The organism is Micromonospora sp. WMMC273 (assembly GCF_027460285.1).
Classification (GTDB): Bacteria; Actinomycetota; Actinomycetes; order Mycobacteriales; family Micromonosporaceae; genus Micromonospora; species Micromonospora aurantiaca.
Genome location: NZ_JAPZBE010000001.1, coordinates 6,503,921 through 6,524,280 on the forward strand (window position 1 = coordinate 6,503,921; position 20,360 = coordinate 6,524,280).

General features: G+C 71.4%; 21 protein-coding genes. 20 read left to right on the plus strand and 1 reads right to left on the minus strand.

What is annotated here, in order from left to right:
• Positions 1-298 precede the first annotated feature (298 nt).
• The 5 genes from paaA to paaE are packed head-to-tail and all read left to right on the plus strand — an operon-like array spanning position 299 to position 4,008.
• Positions 299-1,363, plus strand: a complete 1,065-nt coding sequence (paaA, locus tag O7611_RS30380) for a 1,2-phenylacetyl-CoA epoxidase subunit PaaA (protein WP_194802046.1) — start codon at positions 299-301, stop codon at positions 1,361-1,363.
• On the plus strand, positions 1,360-1,647 hold the full coding sequence (gene paaB / locus O7611_RS30385) for a 1,2-phenylacetyl-CoA epoxidase subunit PaaB (RefSeq protein ID WP_135244135.1): 288 nt from the start codon (positions 1,360-1,362) through the stop codon (positions 1,645-1,647). Before paaA ends, paaB begins: the two co-directional genes overlap by 4 nt.
• The gene (gene paaC, locus O7611_RS30390; RefSeq protein ID WP_228532549.1) at positions 1,644-2,426 is read left to right on the plus strand and encodes a 1,2-phenylacetyl-CoA epoxidase subunit PaaC; all 783 of its coding nucleotides are present in this window, start codon (positions 1,644-1,646) and stop codon (positions 2,424-2,426) included. The genes paaB and paaC overlap by 4 nt, the downstream gene beginning before the upstream one ends.
• Entirely contained in the window at positions 2,423-2,899 is a 477-nt protein-coding gene (gene paaD, locus O7611_RS30395; protein WP_194802044.1) for a 1,2-phenylacetyl-CoA epoxidase subunit PaaD, read from the plus strand. The genes paaC and paaD overlap by 4 nt, the downstream gene beginning before the upstream one ends.
• Complete coding sequence (paaE, locus tag O7611_RS30400; protein ID WP_194802043.1) at positions 2,896-4,008, plus strand: 1,2-phenylacetyl-CoA epoxidase subunit PaaE; 1,113 nt, start codon at positions 2,896-2,898, stop codon at positions 4,006-4,008. The genes paaD and paaE overlap by 4 nt, the downstream gene beginning before the upstream one ends.
• Before the next feature lie 13 nt (positions 4,009-4,021).
• Here the strand turns inward: paaE and O7611_RS30405 are convergent, their stop codons facing one another.
• Entirely contained in the window at positions 4,022-4,672 is a 651-nt protein-coding gene (locus O7611_RS30405) for a hypothetical protein (protein WP_269698019.1), read from the minus strand.
• 104 nt (positions 4,673-4,776) lie between these two features.
• On the opposite strand from O7611_RS30405, the gene O7611_RS30410 reads away from it, so the two are divergent.
• The 15 genes from O7611_RS30410 to nuoH all read left to right on the plus strand — a co-directional run bounded on the left by O7611_RS30410 (position 4,777) and on the right by nuoH (position 20,360).
• Positions 4,777-5,055 (plus strand): type II toxin-antitoxin system Phd/YefM family antitoxin, encoded by a 279-nt coding sequence (locus tag O7611_RS30410; protein ID WP_145755709.1) that lies wholly within the window; start codon positions 4,777-4,779, stop codon positions 5,053-5,055.
• Complete coding sequence (locus O7611_RS30415; RefSeq protein ID WP_194802042.1) at positions 5,052-5,462, plus strand: type II toxin-antitoxin system VapC family toxin; 411 nt, start codon at positions 5,052-5,054, stop codon at positions 5,460-5,462. Before O7611_RS30410 ends, O7611_RS30415 begins: the two co-directional genes overlap by 4 nt.
• A 73-nt stretch (positions 5,463-5,535) precedes the next feature.
• The gene (mqnC, locus tag O7611_RS30420; protein ID WP_269698020.1) at positions 5,536-6,726 is read left to right on the plus strand and encodes a cyclic dehypoxanthinyl futalosine synthase; all 1,191 of its coding nucleotides are present in this window, start codon (positions 5,536-5,538) and stop codon (positions 6,724-6,726) included.
• 425 nt (positions 6,727-7,151) lie between these two features.
• Positions 7,152-8,411, plus strand: a complete 1,260-nt coding sequence (locus tag O7611_RS30425; protein ID WP_194802040.1) for a cell wall anchor protein — start codon at positions 7,152-7,154, stop codon at positions 8,409-8,411.
• 98 nt (positions 8,412-8,509) lie between these two features.
• Entirely contained in the window at positions 8,510-9,220 is a 711-nt protein-coding gene (locus O7611_RS30430) for a demethylmenaquinone methyltransferase (RefSeq protein WP_194802039.1), read from the plus strand.
• Positions 9,221-9,294: 74 nt separating this feature from the next.
• The gene (locus O7611_RS30435; RefSeq protein WP_030273586.1) at positions 9,295-9,513 is read left to right on the plus strand and encodes a hypothetical protein; all 219 of its coding nucleotides are present in this window, start codon (positions 9,295-9,297) and stop codon (positions 9,511-9,513) included.
• 134 nt (positions 9,514-9,647) lie between these two features.
• On the plus strand, positions 9,648-10,922 hold the full coding sequence (locus O7611_RS30440) for a geranylgeranyl reductase family protein (protein WP_030273587.1): 1,275 nt from the start codon (positions 9,648-9,650) through the stop codon (positions 10,920-10,922).
• A gap of 133 nt (positions 10,923-11,055) precedes the next feature.
• The gene (locus tag O7611_RS30445; protein WP_013283601.1) at positions 11,056-11,421 is read left to right on the plus strand and encodes an NADH-quinone oxidoreductase subunit A; all 366 of its coding nucleotides are present in this window, start codon (positions 11,056-11,058) and stop codon (positions 11,419-11,421) included.
• 11 nt (positions 11,422-11,432) lie between these two features.
• A complete protein-coding gene (locus tag O7611_RS30450; RefSeq protein WP_013283602.1) occupies positions 11,433-12,113 on the plus strand; it encodes a NuoB/complex I 20 kDa subunit family protein in 681 nt (226 codons plus the stop codon).
• Positions 12,110-12,841 (plus strand): NADH-quinone oxidoreductase subunit C, encoded by a 732-nt coding sequence (locus tag O7611_RS30455; protein WP_269698021.1) that lies wholly within the window; start codon positions 12,110-12,112, stop codon positions 12,839-12,841. The genes O7611_RS30450 and O7611_RS30455 overlap by 4 nt, the downstream gene beginning before the upstream one ends.
• Positions 12,838-14,163: an NADH-quinone oxidoreductase subunit D gene (locus O7611_RS30460; RefSeq protein WP_120572080.1), complete on the plus strand. Its 1,326-nt coding sequence runs from the start codon at positions 12,838-12,840 to the stop codon at positions 14,161-14,163. Before O7611_RS30455 ends, O7611_RS30460 begins: the two co-directional genes overlap by 4 nt.
• Complete coding sequence (nuoE, locus tag O7611_RS30465) at positions 14,160-15,254, plus strand: NADH-quinone oxidoreductase subunit NuoE (RefSeq protein WP_194802037.1); 1,095 nt, start codon at positions 14,160-14,162, stop codon at positions 15,252-15,254. Before O7611_RS30460 ends, nuoE begins: the two co-directional genes overlap by 4 nt.
• Positions 15,251-16,567: an NADH-quinone oxidoreductase subunit NuoF gene (gene nuoF / locus O7611_RS30470; RefSeq protein WP_269698022.1), complete on the plus strand. Its 1,317-nt coding sequence runs from the start codon at positions 15,251-15,253 to the stop codon at positions 16,565-16,567. The genes nuoE and nuoF overlap by 4 nt, the downstream gene beginning before the upstream one ends.
• A complete protein-coding gene (locus tag O7611_RS30475) occupies positions 16,567-19,008 on the plus strand; it encodes an NADH-quinone oxidoreductase subunit G (protein ID WP_269698023.1) in 2,442 nt (813 codons plus the stop codon). The genes nuoF and O7611_RS30475 overlap by 1 nt, the downstream gene beginning before the upstream one ends.
• Positions 19,005-20,360 carry an NADH-quinone oxidoreductase subunit NuoH gene (gene nuoH, locus O7611_RS30480; RefSeq protein ID WP_194802034.1) on the plus strand — a complete coding sequence of 452 codons (1,356 nt, stop codon included), beginning with the start codon at positions 19,005-19,007 and terminating at the stop codon, positions 20,358-20,360. Before O7611_RS30475 ends, nuoH begins: the two co-directional genes overlap by 4 nt.

Sequence of the window (20,360 nt, forward strand, 5' to 3'; positions counted from 1 at the left end):
GTCGCCGGCAGGCCGGGGGACGATGGCCTGAACGGTGACGATCATGAAGCCGAACGGTTTGCCGGGGGGAAGTCTACTTCCGGACAGCCCTGATGCCAGGTCTCGACACCCGTGACTTTGCCGGGTGGGCGGGATATTGAGGCACTTTGCCGTCCTTGGGGGATTTCTTCCATTCAGAGTGATCGACATCACAGCTACCAGCGCCGATGGCGGCGCGCGCACGGCCGGTGACGCCAGGTGGTCCGGAAACCTGTTACACCCTCTGGTGTCATTCGTGCCGAGCTGTAACACTGGCTGCATGTATGGCAATGACTTCGCCCCGCCGGAGGACGCTCCGGGCGGCGGCCTGCTCGGCGAGGTGGAGGCGGCGGAGGCGGCGCTGCGCGAGGCGGCGGCACGCGCCCGGCGCGGTGGCGCGGCCCCGGACGAGGACGTCGAGGCGTACTTCGCCGACGTCATCGGCGCCGACCAGAAGATCGAGCCCCGCGACTGGATGCCCGAGGCGTACCGCCGGACGCTGATCCGGCAGATCGCCCAGCACGCGCACTCCGAGATCATCGGCATGCAGCCGGAGGGCAACTGGATCAGCCGGGCGCCGTCGCTCAAGCGCAAGGCGATCCTGCTCGCGAAGGTGCAGGACGAGGCCGGTCACGGCCTCTACCTCTACGCGGCCGCCGAGACGCTCGGCATCAGCCGCGACGAGCTGGTGGAGCTGCTGCTCGAGGGGCGGCAGAAGTACAGCTCGATCTTCAACTACCCGACGCTGACCTGGGCCGACGTGGGCGCGATCGGCTGGCTCGTGGACGGCGCGGCGATCGTCAACCAGGTGCCCCTGTGCCGCTGCTCCTACGGCCCGTACGCCCGGGCGATGATCCGGGTCTGCAAGGAGGAGTCGTTCCACCAGCGGCAGGGCTACGAGATCCTGCACACGCTGGCGCACGGCACCCCGGCGCAGAAGGCGATGGCGCAGGACGCGGTGGACCGCTGGTGGTACCCGTCACTTGCCATGTTCGGCCCGCCGGACGGCGACTCGACGCACAGCGCCCAGTCCATGGCCTGGAAGATCAAGCGCTTCTCCAACGACGAGCTGCGCCAGCGCTTCGTCGACATGTGCGTCGGCCAGGCCGAGGTGCTCGGCCTCACCCTCCCCGACCCGGACCTGCGCTGGAACGACGAGCGGCAGGCGTACGACTACACCCAGCCCGACTACGACGAGCTGATGCGGGTGATCAAGGGCGACGGCCCGTGCAACAGGGAGCGCATGGCGCACCGGCGCAAGGCGCACGCCGACGGCGCGTGGGTACGGGAGGCCGCCGCGGCGTACGCCGCGAAGCGGGCGGAGCGAAAGGCAGTAGCGGCATGAGCGGCCCATCCTCTCCCCTATGGGAGGTCTTCGTGCGGGCCCGTCGTGGCCTGTCGCACACCCACGTCGGCAGCCTGCACGCGCCCGACGCCGAGATGGCCCTGCGCAACGCCCGGGACCTCTACACCCGCCGCCAGGAGGGCGTCTCCATCTGGGTGGTGCCGGCGAGCGCGATCACCGCGTCCAGCCCGGACGAGAAGGACGCGTTCTTCGACCCGGCCGCCGACAAGGTCTACCGGCACCCCACCTTCTACGAGGTCCCCGAAGGGGCTGCGCACCTATGAGCGCGAGGAGTGAGCCGATTTTGCGAGCCCCGCAGTCGCGAACGGAAGGTGGCTCTGTGCCGTTGTTCGACTTCACGCTCGCCGTCGGCGACGACGCGCTGATCGCCGCGCAGCGCCTCGGTGAGTGGACCTCCCGCGCGCCCGAGATGGAGGAGGACATCGCGCTCGCCAACATCGCCCTGGACCAGCTCGGCGCGGCGCGGCTGCTGCTCACGTACGCGGGCGAGCTGGAGGGCGCGGGCCGCGACGAGGACGACCTGGCCTACCTGCGCGACGACCGCGAGTTCCGCAACTGCCTGCTGGTCGAGCTGCCCAACGGCGACTTCGGCGTGACCATGACGAAGCTGTTCTTCCTGGCCGCGTACCAGTCGCCGCTCTACACGGCGCTGGCCGGCTGTGCCGACGAACGGCTCGCGGCGGTCGGGGCGAAGGCGCGCAAGGAGTCGGCGTACCACCTGGACCACGCCGCGCTGTGGGTGAAGCGGCTCGGCGACGGCACCGAGGAGTCGCACCGGCGGATGCAGGACGCGGTCGACCAGGTGTGGCCGTACGTCCACGAGCTGTTCGCCCCGGACCCGGCGGCGCCGGTCGACCCGTCCACCCTTCGGGCCGACTTCGACGCCACCGTGTCCGCGGTGCTGGACGAGGCCACGCTGACCCGGCCGGAGACCGGCTGGGCACCCGGTGGCGGTCGGGACGGCCTGCACACCGAGCACCTGTCCTACCTGCTCGCCGAGATGCAGGTGCTGCACCGCGCCCACCCCGGAGCCCGCTGGTGAGCAGCGCGAGGGCGGCCGCGGCGGCGGTGGTGGACCCGGAGATCCGGGTCATCACCATCGACGAGCTGGGCATCCTGCGCGCTGTCGACGAGGAGCCCGGCACCGGCCGGGTCGTCGTCACCATCACCCCCACCTACACCGGCTGCCCCGCGATGGACGTGATCCGGGAGGACATCCGCCGGGCGCTGGCCGCCGCCGGGCATCCGGACGCCGAGGTCCGCACCGTCTACCACCCGGCGTGGAGCACCGACTGGATCTCCGACACCGGCCGGGCCAAGCTCGCCGCCGCCGGCATCGCCCCGCCCGCGCCGCGCGGCGACGACACGGTGGTGCCGCTGACCCTCGCCGTACGCTGTCCGCGCTGCGGGTCGCCGGAGACCACCCAGATCAGCCGCTTCGGCTCCACCGCGTGCAAGGCGCTGTGGCGCTGCCGGTCCTGTTCCGAACCCTTCGACCACCTGAAGGCGCTGTGACTGTCACCATCACCCGGCCGGTGCGCCGCCGGCCGGTCTTCCACCCGCTGCCCGTCGCCGCCGTGGACCGGCTCACCGACGACTCGGTGTCGATCACGTTCGCGGTGCCGGAGGAGCTGCGCGAGACGTTCGCGTTCTCCGCCGGGCAGCACCTCACCGTCCGCCGTCCGGCAGGCTCCGACGGCGAGGAGGTGCGGCGGTCGTACTCGATCTGCTCCACCCCCGACGAGCTGGCCCGGCACGGCCGGTTGCGGGTCGGGGTGCGTGAGGTCCCGGGTGGGGCGTTCTCCGCGTACGCCTGCGGCGCGCTGCGCGGCGGCGACACCGTCGAGGTGCTGCCGCCGCTGGGCCACTTCACCTCCGCGTTCACCCCGGACCGGGCCCGCCGGTACGGCGCGGTGGTCGCCGGTTCCGGCATCACCCCGGTCCTCGGGCTGGCCGCGACCGCGCTGGCCACCGAGCCGCGCAGCACGTTCACGCTCGTGTACGGCAACCGCACGGCGAACTCGGTGATGTTCGCCGAGGAGCTGGCCGACCTGAAGGACCGCTATCCGACCCGGCTGCACCTGGTGCACGTGCTGTCCCGCGAGATGGGCGAGTCGGCGCTGCTGTCCGGGCGGATCGACGCCGACCGGCTGACCCGGCTGCTCGACACCGTCGTACCCGGTGACGAGATCGAGGAGTGGTTCCTCTGCGGCCCGTACGGCATGGTGGTGGACGCCAAGGCGGTGCTGGCGGGTCGCGGCGTGCCGGACGCGGCGGTGCACACCGAGCTGTTCCACGTCGACGCCCCGCCGGAGCCGGTGCGGCGGGGGACCGACCGGCCCGGGACCGGCACCGAGGTGACGATCCTGCTGGACGGGCGCTCGTCCAGTTTCACGATGGGCCGGGACGAGCGGGTGCTCGACGCGGCGCTGCGGGTGCGTGGCGAGTTGCCGTACGCCTGCAAGGGCGGGGTGTGCTCGACCTGCCGGGCCAAGGTGACGTCCGGTGAGGTGACGATGGCGCGCAACTACGCGCTGGAGCCCGACGAGGTCGCCGCCGGTTACGTGCTGACCTGCCAGTCCAGCCCCGTCACCGACGAGCTCACAGTCGACTACGACGCGTAGGGGCGTCGCCGGGTCAGAGCATCACGGGCGGTGCCGTGGCGGCGCGGCCACGGGCCCGGCTGACATGGCCGCGCCATCCGCCGACCAGCGCGAACAGGGTCCATCCCGCCGCGCCGAGCACGAGCATGCCCCGCTTCCCGTCCGGGTCCACGTCCCGCGCGTCGGCCAGTTCCACCTCGCCCCGCGGGTCGACGAGCACCGTCAGCCGCTGGCCGACCCGGTAGCCGGGGGAGCTGCCCCGGTAGACCAGCGGCTCGTCGAGCCGGCCGGAGTCGCCCTGGAGGACGAACTCGTGCCGCTTGCCGACGGTCTCCACGTCGGTGATGGTCACCTGCTGGGCGACGCCGCGTTCCCGAAGGACCGACTCCGGCGCGAGCTGCACGGTGCCCACCAGCACGAACATGGCCGGCAGCACCGACAGGAGGGTCAGCCACCAGCCCCGGTGCAGCAGGCGCAGGCCGACCGCGAAGGCGAGGCAGCCGGCCAGGGCGACGGAGATCGGCACCGCGATCGGCAGTCCCACGGTGAGGTGGCCGACCACCGCGCTGACCGCGATCACGGCGAGGCCGAAGCCGACGAGCACGGCGGTCATGGTGAGGGACCAGAGGGCGGAGCGGGCGCCGGCCACGTGTACGGGGGTGGGCGGGGGCGATACGACTGACACGCCAGGAGCGTAGGCGGGCGGCGCCAGCGCTCCGCTTCCCGCAGTGGCGTTTCGGGTCGACCGCCATCCGTGACGCGTAGAACGTTACGTCCTACACTTGCCTCATGGAGCAGATCGCCGTCCGGGAGTTGAATCAGCACACCAGCCGGGTGCTGGCGCGGGTGCGCGCCGGTGAGACGGTCGAGGTGACCGATCGGGGTGAGCCGATCGCCCGCCTCGTGCCGGTGCTGGCCGGTGACGCGCTTCTCGGCCGGTTGGTGGCCGAGGGCCGGGCCATGGCCCCGACCACGACCGGCCCGGTCCCGATGCCGCCGGTGCTCGGGGATCCCGCGGTGGACGCGGCGGCCGCGCTGGTCGAGGCGCGCGACGAGGAGCGCTGGTGATCTACCTCGACTCGGCGGCGGTCATCAAGATGCTGCGGCGGGAGGCGGAGACGGCGGATCTGCTCGGCTGGCTGAACGAGCGCGCCGGCACCGCCTTGGTGTCGTCAGCCCTCGTCGAGGTGGAGGTGCCACGGGCGTTGCGTCGAGCCGCTCCACAGGCGCTGGTGGGTGTCCCCTCGCTGCTGGGACGTCTCTACCGGGTCGAGATCGATGCCACGGTCCGGGCGACGGCGGGCGCGTATCCGGAGCCGATGCTGCGCAGCCTGGACGCCGTTCACCTCGCCACCGCCGAGATCCTGGCCCGGCAGGCGGCGGCCGAGTTCGTCGCATTCGTCACGTACGACAAGCGGCTGCTGGAGGCGGCCAAGGCGATCGGGCTGCCAGTGGCCAGTCCGGGCATGCCTTGACCGGGTGGGTCTCTCGTCACCGGGTGAGGAGTGGCGTTTCCCGCCGTCGGGCCCGCGACGTACGCTCGGGGATGTGACGGCGAACCGGGAGATCGACGACATCCTGCAACGCGGCGCGGACGGCGGGCGGATCACGCCCGAGGAGGCGCTGCTGCTCTACACCGACGCGCCCTTCCACGCGCTGGGCGAGGCGGCCGACGCGGTACGGCGGCGCCGCTACCCGGACAACATCGTCACCTACCTGATCGACCGCAACATCAACTACACGAACGTCTGCGTGACGGCGTGCAAGTTCTGCGCGTTCTACCGGGCCCCCAAGCACAAGGAGGGCTGGACCCACCCGACCGAGGAGATCCTGCGCCGTTGCGGCGAGGCGGTCGAGCTGGGCGCCACCCAGGTCATGCTCCAGGGCGGGCACCACCCGGACTACGGCGTGGAGTACTACGAGGGGCTGTTCTCCTCGGTCAAGAAGGCGTACCCGCAGCTCGCCATCCACTCGATCGGCCCGAGCGAGATCCTGCACATGGCGAAGGTCTCCGGCGTGAGCCTGGACGAGGCCATCGCCCGGATCAAGGCCGCCGGCCTGGACTCGATCGCCGGCGCCGGCGCCGAGATGCTGCCGGACCGGCCGCGTAAGGCGATCGCGCCGCTGAAGGAGTCCGGCGCGCGCTGGCTGGAGGTCATGGAGCTGGCGCACCGGCAGGGCCTGGAGTCGACGGCCACCATGATGATGGGCACCGGCGAGACCAACGCCGAGCGCATCGAGCACCTGCGAATGATTCGCGACGTGCAGGACCGCACCGGCGGTTTCCGGGCCTTCATCCCGTGGACGTACCAGCCGGAGAACAACCACCTGAAGGGCCGCACCCAGGCGACCACGCTGGAATACCTGCGCCTGGTCGCGGTGGCCCGCCTGTTCTTCGAGACGGTCCCGCACCTGCAGGCGTCCTGGCTGACCACCGGCAAGGACGTCGGGCAGCTCGCGTTGCACATGGGCGTGGACGACCTCGGCTCGATCATGCTGGAGGAGAACGTCATCTCCTCGGCCGGTGCCCGGCACCGGTCGAACCTGCACGAGCTGATCGGCATGATCCGGTCGGCCGACCGGATCCCGGCCCAGCGGGACACGCTCTACAACCGGCTCGCGGTGCACCACACGCCCGCGGACGACCCGAGCGACGACCGCGTCGTCTCGCACTTCTCGTCGATCGCCCTGCCGGGCGGCGGCGCCGGGAGGTCGCTGCCGCTGGTCGAGGTCAACTGACCCGGTTCCGCCGTTCGGCCGGTCGGCCTCCGTCGTGCGGCCGGAGCTCCGCCCGTTTCCGGTGAAGCTTCGGCCAGGGGTCTTCACCTGCGTGATCACCGACGGCTAGCCTGCCCGCGCGACACCACCGATCCGGGCCGCGAGCAGGCAGGTAACAGGTCGGCGGCGACCCGGTCGAGCACGGCCCGGTGAGCCGACGACGCCATTACGCTTGCGGCGTCCGTCGGACCGTCGTCCTCCATCGGCCCATGAGGGCCGTTCACATAACGCACCGCGGCAGGGGCGGGATGGGTCATCCATCCCGCCCCTGCCGTCTGCCGGGATCGATGGAATTCCCACCGCAGGACGGTGGTGTGACGATGCGTCGCTCCGGTACCGTCCGTTCGTTCGGCACGTGATCACGAGTCCCTACCCCCGGGGGAACAATGACCTTCCGCTACCGGTCCACGCTGGCCCGCGCCGGCGTCGTGGCCCTGCTCTCCACCGCCGGTCTCGGCGCCGCCGCCGGCCCGGCACAGGCCGCCGGCAAGGCCGACCTCCAGCTCATCCCGCTCAGCTACCAGCTCGCCAAGGGCGTCACCGAGGCGAAGGCCAAGCCGTTCAAGTTCCAGGTGAACAACACCCTCGGAACCGTCGACGCGAAGGACGTCCGGGTCACCGTCGAGACGAAGGGCCTCAAGACCGCCAAGGTCGGCGTGCTGGTCCCGGCCGGCTGCGACATCCGTGGCACCACCTTCTCCTGCCTGCTCGGCGACCTGCCCGCCGGCACCACTGAGGACTTCGGCCTCCCGCTGTTCTCCACCGGCGGCAAGGGCGCGGCCGGCACGCTCACGGTCTCGATCAGCGCGGCGAACGGCACCGGCGTGCTCGACTCGGTCGACCACGACATCACCGTCACCGACCCCGGCTACGACCTCACGACCTGGGTCCAGGACGTGTACGCCGGCGTGGCCGTCGACGGCGACGACGCCGACGAGGCGGGCCTGCGCCCGGTCCGGCCGGGCGAGACCGCGCCGCTGGACTGGGCCGTGTTCAACGACGGCAGCGAGCGCGCCACCGGCATCAAGTACGGCATCGCGCTGCCGGCCGGTGTCACCTTCGCGAAGCTGCCCGACGGCTGCGTCGAGCAGAACCTGGGCGGCTTCGCCAACGCGTACTGCGAGGACCTGGGCGCGGTGCTCAAGCCCGGCCAGTACTACACCGCCGACGTCCGGGTGACTGTCGGCGCGGACGTGACCGAGAAGCTGCTCCGCCCGGGCTTCGTCTGGGCCGCCGGGCTGGACTCGGCCGCCGGCACGCCGGAGGAGAAGCCGAAGGTCGCCACATCGGCGCAGCGCCGCGCGTTCTCCGAGGCCGACGACGGTGACAACACCGCCCAGTTCGACGTCTTCGTCGACCAGAGCCCGCAGTCGACCCCGAGTCCGACGCCGACCGCCGGCCCGACCTCGTCGCCGACCGCCCAGCCGACGCCGACCGGTGGCGCTACGGCGGTGCCGACCCCGACCGCCGGTGGTGGCACGGGTGGCGGCACCGGCGACGGTGGCCTGCCGGTGACCGGCATGCAGGTCGGCCTGATCGGCGGCATCGGCGCGGCGGTGCTCGCCGCCGGCGCGGTGCTGATGATGCTGTCCCGCCGCCGCAAGGTGGTCCTCGTCGCTCCGGGCGAGGAGCGCACCGGCGACTGACCGGGGACCGATACGCGACCAGGGCGGGGTGGGTGACCATCCCGCCCTGTCGCGTACCCGGGGGGAGCCGGGGGCGGCGCGGCTGGCAGAGTGGAGGGGTGAGCCGTACCCCGCAGGGCCAGCGCGCCAGCCTGGACAAGCAGCCGCACGAGGTCGCCGCGATGTTCGACGGTGTCGCGGCCCGCTACGACCTGACGAACACCGTCCTGTCGTTCGGGCAGGACCGGTCGTGGCGGCGGGCCACCCGGGCGGCGCTCGGGTTGCGGCCGGGCGAGCGGGTGCTGGACGTGGGCGCCGGCACCGGTGTGTCGACCGAGGAACTGGCCCACTCCGGGGCGTACGCGGTCGGCGCGGACCTGTCGCTGGGCATGCTGTACGCGGGCAAGCGCACCCGACCGGCCGTTCCGCTGCTGGCCGGGGACGCGCTGCGGTTGCCGTTCGCCGACGCCAGCTTCGACGCGGTGACCATCTCCTTCGCGCTGCGCAACGTCAACGACACCGACGCGGCGCTGACCGAACTGGCCCGGGTGACCCGGCCGGGCGGGCGGCTGGTGGTGTGCGAGTTCAGCACTCCGGTGAACCCGGCGTTCCGCACTGTCTACCTGTCGTACCTGATGCGGTCGTTGCCGGCGGTGGCCCGCGCGGTGTCGAGCAATCCGGACGCCTACGTCTACCTGGCGGAGTCGATCCGGGCCTGGCCGGACCAGGCGGCGCTGGCCGCGCGGATCGGCGCGGCCGGCTGGGGCCGGGTGGCGTGGCGCAACCTGACCGGCGGCGTCGTGGCGCTGCACCGGGCCGTCCGAAACTGACCGTCCGACCAGCTGACGCTGGTCATTTCGTGAATATCCGGTTTTGGTCTACTTTGTTCCGTAGGCTCGCCCCCATGACGGGACCAGACCAGGCCGCCACCGACGACGACGCCGCCGAGCTGATCGCGCAGCTCCGCGAGCTGGCCGGCGCGGATCCCGCCGATGTCCGGCAGGTCGTCGCCGAGGTGCTGGCCGCGCTGGACCGGGCCGCCGGTGGGGCGTTGCGCGACCATCTGCCCGAGGCGATCCGCCTCGACGCCGGGCTCGGACCGGCCGCGCAGGCGCGCCCCTGACCGGTCTCGACGCTCTTACCGGCGCGTTTCCGCGAAGTTAGGCCCCCCTCAGCGCGTACTGGTGTAACGCCGGTCATAGACTCCAACCGGATCGGCTTGTGAAGCATTTCACGAGCATGCGGGAGGAGGCGCGGATGACCGCGGTGGAGAACGACGCCGACGTCATCGTCGTGGGCGCCGGTCCCGGAGGATCGGCCACGGCGTACCACCTGGCGCGGCACGGCGTACGCGTGCTGCTGCTGGAGAAGACGGAGTTTCCCCGGGAGAAGGTCTGCGGCGACGGGCTCACGCCCCGCGCCGTGCGGCAGCTGATCCGGATGGGCGTGGACACCTCGCCCGAGGCGGGCTGGCTGCACAACAAGGGCCTCCGGGTGATCGGCGGCGGCATACGCCTGGAACTGGACTGGCCCGACCTGGCCAGCTTCCCCAACTACGGCCTGGTGCGCACCCGGCTCGACTTCGACGACCTGCTCGCCCAGCGTGCGGTCGCCGCCGGGGCGAAGCTGCAGACCAGCGTCAACGTCCTCGGGCCGGTGCTCGGCGCAGACGACCGGGTGATCGGCGTGCAGGCCGAGGTCGGCCCGGACAAGGAACCCGCCACGTTCCACGCGCCGCTCGTGGTCGCCGCCGACGGCGTCTCCGGCCGCTTCCCGCTCGCCCTCGGGCTCGCCAAGCGGGAGGACCGCCCGATCGGCGTGGCCGTCCGCCGCTACTACCGCTCGCCCGCGAAGCACGACGACGACTACCTGGAGTCCTGGCTGGAACTGCGGGCCAAGGGCAGCGACGCGCTGCTGCCCGGCTACGGCTGGATCTTCGGCCTCGGCGACGGCCGGGTGAACGTCGGCCTGGGCGTGCTGAACTCCTCCTCGGCGTTCGGCAAGACGAACTACCGCAAGCTGCTCACCGACTGGCTCGCGAACACCCCCGAGGACTGGGGGATGACCGACGAGTCCAACGCGGAGGGTCCGATCCTCGGCGCCGCGCTGCCGATGGGCTTCAACCGCGTCCCGCACTACACCCGCGGCGTGCTGCTCGTCGGTGACTCCGGCGGCATGGTCAACCCGTTCAACGGCGAGGGCATCGCGTACGCGATGGAGTCGGGCGAGATGGCCGCAGAGGTCGTCGTGCAGGCGCTGGCCCGCCCGGCCGGCGCGGAGCGGGAGCGGGCGCTGATGGCGTACCCGCAGGAGCTGAAGGCCCGCTTCGGCGGCTACTACCGGCTCGGCGGCGTCTTCGTGAAGCTCATCGGCCGCCCCGAGATCATGCGGATGGCGACCAAGCACGGCATGCCGCACCCGATGCTCATGCGCTTCGTGCTCAAGCTGCTGGCCAACCTGACCGACCCGCGCGGCGGGGACGCGATGGACCGGGTCATCAACGCGATGACGAAGGTGGCTCCGGCCGTGTAGAAGACGACCGGCCCGGGGCGGAACGCCCACGGGCCGGACAGAGATCGACCCCGCCGACCGAGGTCGTGAGGGACGTGAATAGTGTGATTTTGGCCAACCACCGAGGTCAGGGAAGGACGAGCAGGGGACAACGATGACGCTCTCTCCTTACGCACCCATCATCGGGCTGTTCGCCCTCGCTGCGGCGTTCGCGCTGTTCTCCGTGGCCGCTGCCCGACTCGCCGGCCCGCGGCGTCTGAACAAGGCCAAGCTCGAGGCGTACGAGTGTGGCATCGAGCCGAGCCCGCAGCCGGTCGGCGGCGGCCGGTTCCCGATCAAGTTCTACCTGACGGCGATGCTCTTCATCGTCTTCGACATCGAGATCATCTTCCTCTACCCCTGGGCGGTCTCCTTCGACGCCCTGCCGATCTTCGGCTTCGTGGAGATGGTCCTGTTCATCGTCGCGGTCTTCGTCGCGTACGCCTATGTGTGGCGTCGCGGCGGCCTGGACTGGGACTGAGGAGGTAGCAGATGGGCATCGAGGAGAAGCTCCCCTCCGGCGTCCTGCTCACCAGCGTCGAGAAGCTGGTCAACTGGACGCGGAAGACCTCGGTCTGGGGCGCCACGTTCGGTCTGGCCTGCTGCGCCATCGAGATGATGGCGGCGGGCGGCCCGCACTACGACATGGGCCGCTGGGGCATGGAGGTCTTCCGCGCCTCGCCCCGCCAGGCGGACCTGATGATCGTGGCCGGCCGGGTGAGCCAGAAGATGGCACCGGTCCTGCGCCAGATCTACGACCAGATGGCCGAGCCCCGCTGGGTCATCTCGATGGGCGTCTGCGCCAGCAGCGGTGGCATGTTCAACAACTACGCCATCGTGCAGGGCGTCGACCACGTCGTCCCGGTCGACATGTACCTCCCCGGCTGCCCGCCCCGGCCGGAGATGCTCATCGACGCGGTGCTCAAGCTGCGCGAGAAGATCATGCACGAGCCGCTGGGCCCGAACGGCCGCAAGATGCTGGAGGCCCGCCAGGCGCGCGGCGACGTGCCGGTGGTGCCGTACGGCTCGATGCCCTCGTCGTACCGCAGCGACAAGGCCCGGCGTGCCGAGTGGACGAAGGCGGTCCGCGAGGGGCGTGAGGAGCAGCTGCGGATCGAGAACTGGATGAAGGCGCAGAACCACCTTCAGGCGTCGCATAGGGGCCCGAAATGAGTAACGACAAGAACAACGACGGCGGGGTGCCGGTACCCACCACCCCGGCCGGTGCCAGCTCCACCGCCCCGGCGGAGTACCCGCCGGCCGGCCCGGCCGGCCGCGGCATGTTCGGCAACCAGGGCACCGGTGACGTCTCCGGCTACGGCGGCCTGGTCCGCCCGCGCAAGCCCATCGAGGAGGCGGCCCGGCCGTACGGGAGCTACTTCGACGAGGTGCGGGACGCGCTGGAGGAGGCGTACCCGGACTTCGGCGACGCGATCGAGAAGGTCGTGGTCGACCGGGGCGAGCTGACCCTGCACGTCCGCCCGGAGCGGATCGCCGAGGTCTGCCAGGTGATGCGCGACGACCTCGCGCTGCGCTTCGAGCTGCTCTCGTCGGTGTCCGGTGTGGACTACCTGGGCGCGCAGGAGCGCCGCCTGCACGTCGTCTACCACCTGACCTCGATGACCTACCGCCGCATCGTCCGGCTGGAGGTGGCGGTCTCCGTCGAGGACCCGCACGTCCCGAGCGTCACCGCCGTCTACCCCACCGCCGACTGGCAGGAACGGGAGACGTACGACATGTTCGGCGTCGTCTTCGACGGCCACCCCGCCCTGACCCGGATCCTCATGCCGGACGACTGGGAGGGGCACCCGCAGCGCAAGGACTACCCGCTGGGCGGCGTTCCCGTCGAGTACAAGGGTGCGGAGATCCCCCCGCCGGACCGTAGGAGGTCGTACCAATGACCACGTCGAACTACGCGACCGAGCGCGAGACGACCGAGGGCAAGGTCTTCACCGTCACCGGCGGGGACTGGGACGAGGTCGTCTCCGGCACGGACCCGATCAACGACGAGCGGATCGTCGTCAACATGGGTCCGCAGCACCCGTCCACCCACGGCGTGCTGCGGCTGGTCCTGGAGCTGGAGGGTGAGACGGTCCGCGAGGCCCGCTCGGTCGTCGGCTACCTGCACACCGGCATCGAGAAGAACCTGGAGTACCGCAACTGGGTCCAGGGTTCGACGTTCGTGACCCGGATGGACTACCTCTCGCCGCTGTTCAACGAGACGGCGTACGCGCTCGCGGTGGAGAAGCTGCTCGGCATCACCGACGACATCACCGAGCGGGCCACCACCATCCGCGTGCTGATGATGGAGCTCAACCGCGTCTCGTCGCACCTGGTCTGGCTGGCGACCACCGCCATGGAGCTGGGCGCGATCAACATGATGCTGTACGGCTTCCGCGAGCGGGAGTACGTCCTCGACATCTTCGAGACCATCACCGGCCTGCGGATGAACCACGCGTACGTGCGGCCGGGCGGTGTGGCGCAGGACGTGCCGGACGACGCGATCCGCAAGATCCGCGACTTCCTCCAGCTGATGCCGAAGCGGCTCAAGGAGTACGAGAACCTGCTCTCCGGCCAGCCGATCTGGCTGGAGCGTACGCAACACGTCGCGGTGCTCGACGTGACCGCCTGCATGGCGCTCGGCGTCACCGGCCCGGTGCTGCGGTCCGCGGGTCTCGCCTGGGACCTGCGCAAGACGATGCCGTACTGCGGGTACGAGACGTACGAGTTCGACGTGCCGACGCACACCGACGGTGACGTGTGGGGCCGCTACCTGGTGCGGGTGGCGGAGATCCGCGAGTCGCTGAAGCTGATCGAGCAGGCACTGGACCGCCTGAAGCCCGGCCCGGTGATGGTGTCCGACAAGAAGATCGCCTGGCCGGCGCAGCTGGCCATCGGCGTGGACGGCATGGGCAACTCGCTGGAGCACGTCGCCAAGATCATGGGTCAGTCGATGGAGTCGCTGATCCACCACTTCAAGCTCGTCACCGAGGGCTTCCGGGTTCCGCCGGGCCAGGTGTACGTCGGCATCGAGTCGCCCCGCGGCGAGCTGGGCGTGCACGCGGTGTCCGACGGCGGCACCCGGCCCTACCGGGTGCACTACCGGGAGCCGAGCTTCGTCAACCTCCAGGCCCTGCCGGCGATGGCCGAGGGCGGCCTGATCGCCGACGTGATCGCCGGCGGCGCCTCGCTGGACCCCGTGATGGGTGGTTGTGACCGATGAGCTTTACCGAAACGACTCGCGCCCGGGCCCGGGAGATCATCGCCCGGTACCCGGCGGACCGGTCCCGCTCGGCGCTGCTGCCGCTGCTGCACCTGGTCCAGTCCGAGGAGGGCTACGTCTCCCCGGCCGGTGTCGAGTTCTGCGCCGAGGTGCTCGGGCTCAACAAGGCCCAGGTCGGCGCCGTCGCCACCTTCTACACCATGTACAAGCGCAAGCCCACCGGTGACTACTTGGTCAGCGTCTGCACAAACACCATGTGCGACGTGCTCGGCGGGCAGAAGGTCTACGACACCCTGGCCGAGCACCTCGGCGTCGGGCACGAGGAGACCACCGCCGACGGGAAGATCACTCTGGAGCACGCCGAGTGCCTGGCGGCGTGCGACTACGGCCCGGTGATGACAGTCAACTACGACTTCTTCGACAACGTGGAGCCGCAGGGCGCGGTCGACGTGGTCGAGGAGCTGCGCGCCGGTGGCCGGCCGATGCCGACCCGTGGGGCGCGGCTGTGCACGCTCAAGGAGATGGCGGTCCAGCTCGCCGGTTTCGCCGACGAGCGCGACGGCGCGGTGGCCGACGGCGGGCCGGGCGAGCCGAGCCTGCGCGGTCTGCGCCTGGCCGAGCAGCACGGCGTCTCGGTACCGGGCTTCGACCCGAAGACCCCGATCCGCAGCAAGGCCGAGGCCGACCGGGCCGCCGCCGAGGCGAAGGCGAAGGCCGAGGCCGCCAAGCCGGCCCCCGCGCCCGAGCCGGCCGAGCCGAAGACGGCCTCCGGCAGCACCGCGCCGGACGTGAAGGCACCGGACGCCAAGTCGCCGCAGGTGCGTACCGCCGAGACCCGGCAGCCGGACGCGAGCACTCCGGTGCCGGACGCCCCCGGCACCAAGGTCCCGGTGGACGGACCGGCACCGGCGCCGCGCGACGCGCGGGCGGCGGAGGCGGCCGGCGTGGCGGCGAACCCGCCGGCCGGTGACGGCAAGCCCGCCGGCGACGCGGCCGGCGCGCAGGAGCGCAACCTCAAGGAAGCGGAGTCCGGTACGGGCGCGGACGGCGCCGACCCGGCGGACGCGAACGGATCGGGGGTCCGCAAGTGACCACTCCTCGGCCGGAGACGCTGGCCAAGCTCACGCCGGTGCTCACCAAGCGCTGGCTCTCGCCGGACGCGTGGCGGCTCGGCACCTACGAGAAGCTGGACGGCTACGCCGCCCTGCGCAAGGCGCTCAAGGCGCACCCGGACGACCTGATCCAGCTGGTCAAGGACTCCGGACTGCGCGGCCGGGGCGGCGCGGGCTTCCCGACCGGTCTCAAGTGGGGGTTCATCCCGCAGGGCGACGGCAAGCCGCACTACCTGGTGGTGAACGCCGACGAGGGCGAGCCGGGCACCTGCAAGGACCTGCCGCTGATGACCCACGACCCGCACTCGCTGGTCGAGGGCGTCATCATCGCCTCGTACGCGATCCGGGCCAACCGGGCGTACATCTACATCCGCGGTGAGGCGGTGCACGCCGCCCGGCGGCTGCGCAGCGCCGTCGACGAGGCGTACGCCAAGGGTTACCTCGGCCGCAACATCCTCGGGTCGGGCTTCGACCTGGACCTGGTGGTGCACTCCGGCGCCGGTGCGTACATCTGCGGTGAGGAGACCGCGCTGCTGGACTCGCTGGAGGGCTTCCGCGGCCAGCCCCGGCTGCGTCCGCCGTTCCCGGCGACCCACGGCCTGTACGCCAGCCCGACCGTCGTCAACAACGTCGGCACCATCGCCAGCGTGCCGTACATCGTGCTCGGTGGCGCGGACTGGTGGAAGACGATGGGCACGGAGAAGTCGTCCGGCCCGATGATCTACTCGCTGTCCGGCCGGATCGCCGAACCGGGCCAGTACGAGTGCTCGATGGGGATCACGCTGCGCGAGCTGATCGAGCTGGCCGGCGGCATGAAGCCCGGGCACAACCTGAAGTTCTGGACCCCGGGTGGCTCGTCGACGCCGCTGCTGACCGCCGAGCACCTGGACGTGCCGCTGGACTTCGAGGGGGTGGCGGGGGCCGGCTCGATCCTGGGCACCACCGCCACGCAGATCTTCTCCGACCAGGACTGCCCGGTGTACGCGACCTACCGGTGGCTGGAGTTCTACCACCACGAGTCGTGCGGCAAGTGCACCCCCTGCCGGGAGGGCAACTACTGGATGGTCCGGGTCTACCGGCGCATCCTGTCCGGCCAGGGCACCCACGAGGACCTGGACACCCTGCTCGACACCTGTGACAACATCCTCGGCCGTTCGTTCTGCGGTCTGGGTGACGGCGCGACCAGCTCGGTGACCTCGTCGCTGAAGTACTTCAAGCAGGACTACCTCGACTACATCGAGGGACGTACCGCGCCGAAGCTCTCCGACAAGCAGCTGGTGGGAGCCCACTAATGACCGACGTAGCCAAGCAGACCGAGACCGTCACGCTGACCATCGACGGCGTCGAGGTCACCGCGCCCAAGGGCGCGCTGCTGATCCGCGTCGCCGAGCAGCTCGGCACCGAGATCCCGCGCTTCTGCGACCACCCGCTGCTGGCCCCGGCCGGTGCCTGCCGGCAGTGCCTGGTGGAGGTGGAGGGCCAGCGCAAGCCGGTCGCCTCCTGCACCCAGACCGTCGCCGACGGCATGGTGGTGCGGACGCAGCTCACCTCCCCGGTCGCCAAGAAGGCCCAGGAGGGGGTGATGGAGCTGCTGCTCCTCAACCACCCGCTGGACTGCCCGATGTGCGACAAGGGCGGCGAGTGCCCGCTGCAGAACCAGGCGATGTCCACCGGCCGGACGGACTCGCGGTTCCACGAGCACAAGCGGGAGTACCCGAAGCCGCTGCCGATCAGCACCCAGGTGCTGCTCGACCGTGAGCGCTGCGTGCTCTGCCAGCGGTGCACCCGGTTCTCCGAGGAGATCGCCGGGGACAAGTTCATCGACCTGATGGGACGCTCCTCGCACGAGGAGATCAACATCTACCGGGACGACGCGTACGGCGAGGAGGGCGACGAGGGGGACGTTCCGTTCAACTCGTACTTCTCCGGCAACACCGTGCAGATCTGCCCGGTGGGCGCGCTGACCGGCGCCCAGTACCGGTTCCGGGCCCGCCCGTTCGACCTGGTCTCCACGCCCAGCGTCTGCGAGCACTGCTCGGCCGGCTGCGCCCAGCGCACCGACTGGCGGCGCGGCAAGGTGCTGCGCCGGCTGGCCGGCGACGACCCGGCGGTGAACGAGGAGTGGAACTGCGACAAGGGCCGCTGGGGCTTCCAGTACACCCGCGCGTTCGACCGGATCAGCACCCCGATGGTGCGCGACGAGAAGACCGGTGAGCTGCGCGAGGCGTCCTGGAGCGAGGCGCTCACCCGGGCCGCCGAGGGGCTGCGCGCGGCCCGCGACGGCGCGACCGGCACGGCGGTGCTGACCGGCGGCCGGCTGACGGTCGAGGACGCCTACGCGTACGCGAAGTTCGCCCGCATCGCGCTGCACACGAACGACATCGACTTCCGGGCCCGCCCGGTCTCCCGCGAGGAGGCCGACTTCCTGGCCAGCAGCGTCGCCGGGGTCACCGACGTGACCTACACGGACGTGGAGAACGCGCCCGCCGTGGTGCTCGTCGGCCTGGAGCCGGAGGAGGAGTGCCCGATCCTCTTCCTGCGGCTGCGTAAGGCGTACCTGAAGAAGAAGCTCACTGTGTACGCGCTCGCGCCGTTCGCCACGCGCGGCCTGGAGAAGCTCGGGGCCAAGCTGGCTCGGGTGGTGCCCGGCGAGGAGGCCGGCGTGCTGGCCAAGCACGCCACGGTGGCCGAGGCGCTGGGTCAGCCCGGCGCGATCCTGATCGTCGGCGAGCGCCTGGCCGAGGTGCCGGGCGGCCTGTCGGCGGCGGCGGACGTCGCCCGGCGTACCGGTGCCCGGCTGGTCTGGGTGCCGCGGCGCGCGGGTGACCGCGGCGCTGTCGACGCGGGCTGCCTGCCCAACCTGCTCCCCGGCGGCCGGGTCGTCACCGAGCCGGCCGCGCGCGCGGAGCTCGGCGAGGCGTGGGACATCCCGGCCGGGGTGATCCCCAGCCAGGCCGGCCGCGACACCGACGGCATCCTCACCGCCGCGGCGAACGGCCAGATCGGCGCCCTGGTGGTGGCCGGCGTCGACCCGGCCGACCTGGCCGACCCGCGCCTGGCCGAGTCCGCACTGGACGCGGTGCCGTTCCTGGTCAGCCTGGAACTGCGGATGAGCGCGGTGTCCCGCCGCGCCGACGTGGTCCTGCCGGTCGCGCCGGTGGTCGAGAAGGCCGGCAGCTTCCTGGACTGGGAGGGCCGGCTGCGCACGTTCGAGAAGGTGCTGGACACCGGCGCGATGACCGACGCCCGCATCCTCGACGCGCTCGCCGCGCAGCTCGACGTGCGGCTGGGCACCGGTGACGTGCCGAGCATCCGGCGCGAGCTGGGCGCGCTGCCGCGCACCCGGGTCGAGCGTCCGTCGGCGCCCTCGGTCGAGCCGGCCGCCGTTCGGCAGCCCGGACCGGGCGAGGCGGTGCTCGCCACCTGGCACCAGCTGATCGACCTGGGCAGCCTCACCGACGGCGACGAGCACCTCGCCGGCACCGCCCGCCCGCCGGTGGTCCGGCTCGGCAAGGGCACCGCCGAGGCGCTGGGTGTCGCCGACGGTGACCCGGTCACGGTGGGCACCGACCGCGGCGCGATCACGCTGCCGGCGGCGATCACCGAGATGCCCGACGGCGTCGTCTGGCTGCCGACCAACTCACCCGGCTCCACCGTGCGGCGCGGCCTCGGCGCGACGTCCGGCGACGTGGTGAGCGTCTCCGCAGTCGGGAACGAAAGGTGGGTGCAGTGAACCCCGTCATCCTCGCGGCGCAGGACCCGACGCTTGCCGACTTCGGCAAGGACCCGTGGTGGCTGGTCCTCGGCAAGATCCTGTTCGCGTTCGTCGTCGCCGTGGCGGCCACGCTGCTCGGCGTCTGGTTCGAGCGCCGGGTCGTCGGCCGCATGGCGGTGCGGCCCGGCCCCAACCAGGCCGGCCCGTTCGGTCTGCTCCAGACGCTCGCCGACGGCGTGAAGCTGGCCTTCAAGGAGGACATCCTCCCGCGCAAGGCCGACAAGGTCGTCTACTTCTTCGCCCCGGTGATCTCCGTGGTCTGCGCGGTCACCGCGCTGTCGGTGATCCCGTTCGGGCCGATGGTGAGCATCTTCGGGCACCGGACGCCGCTGCAGGTCACCGACGTGTCGGTGGCGGTGCTGGTGGTGCTGGCCTTCTCCTCGCTCGCCGTGTACGGCATCGTGCTCGGCGGCTGGGCCAGCGGCTCCACCTACCCGCTGCTCGGCGGTCTGCGCTCGGCGGCCCAGCTGGTCTCGTACGAGGTCACCATGGGCCTGAGCGTGGTCGCGGTGTTCATGACCGCGGGCACCATGTCGACGAGCGGGATCGTCGCCGCGCAGGGCGACGGCACCCGGCTGAGCATCGGCGGCTTCGACCTCGCCGCGCCCGGCTGGTACGCGATCCTGCTGCTGCCCAGCTTCATCATGTTCTTCATCGCCATCGTCGGTGAGACGAACCGGGCACCGTTCGACCTGCCCGAGGCGGAGTCGGAGCTGGTGGCCGGCTTCCAGACCGAGTACAGCTCGCTGAAGTTCGCGCTGTTCATGCTCAGCGAGTACGTCGCGATGGTGACCATGTCGGCGTTCACCGTGACGCTGTTCCTCGGCGGCTGGCACGCCCCGTGGCCGATCACCATCTGGTCGGGCGCCAACGACGGCTGGTGGCCGATGCTGTGGTTCTTCGGCAAGGTCATCCTGCTGGTGTTCGTCTTCGTCTGGCTCCGCGGCACGCTGCCCCGGCTCCGGTACGACCAGTTCATGCGGTTCGGCTGGAAGGTGCTGCTGCCGCTGAACCTGGTCTGGATCATGGTGCTCGCCGGGCTGCGCTCGATCGAGGACTGGCAGACCCGGGACCGGCTGCTCGTCACCGCCGTCGGCGCGGGCGTGCTGCTGCTGGCCACGCTCTTCTGGCCGTCGCGGAAGAAGGAGCCGAAGCCGTCGCTGCAGGAGCAGGCGGACACCCGGCCGTACGGCAGCTTCCCGCTGCCGCCGATGGATCTTCAGGTTCCGCCGAGCCCGCGTACCAAGCGCGTGCTCGCCGAGCGGGAGCCGGCCAACGTGGTCGCCGGCCCGGACTCCAGGGAGGTGTGA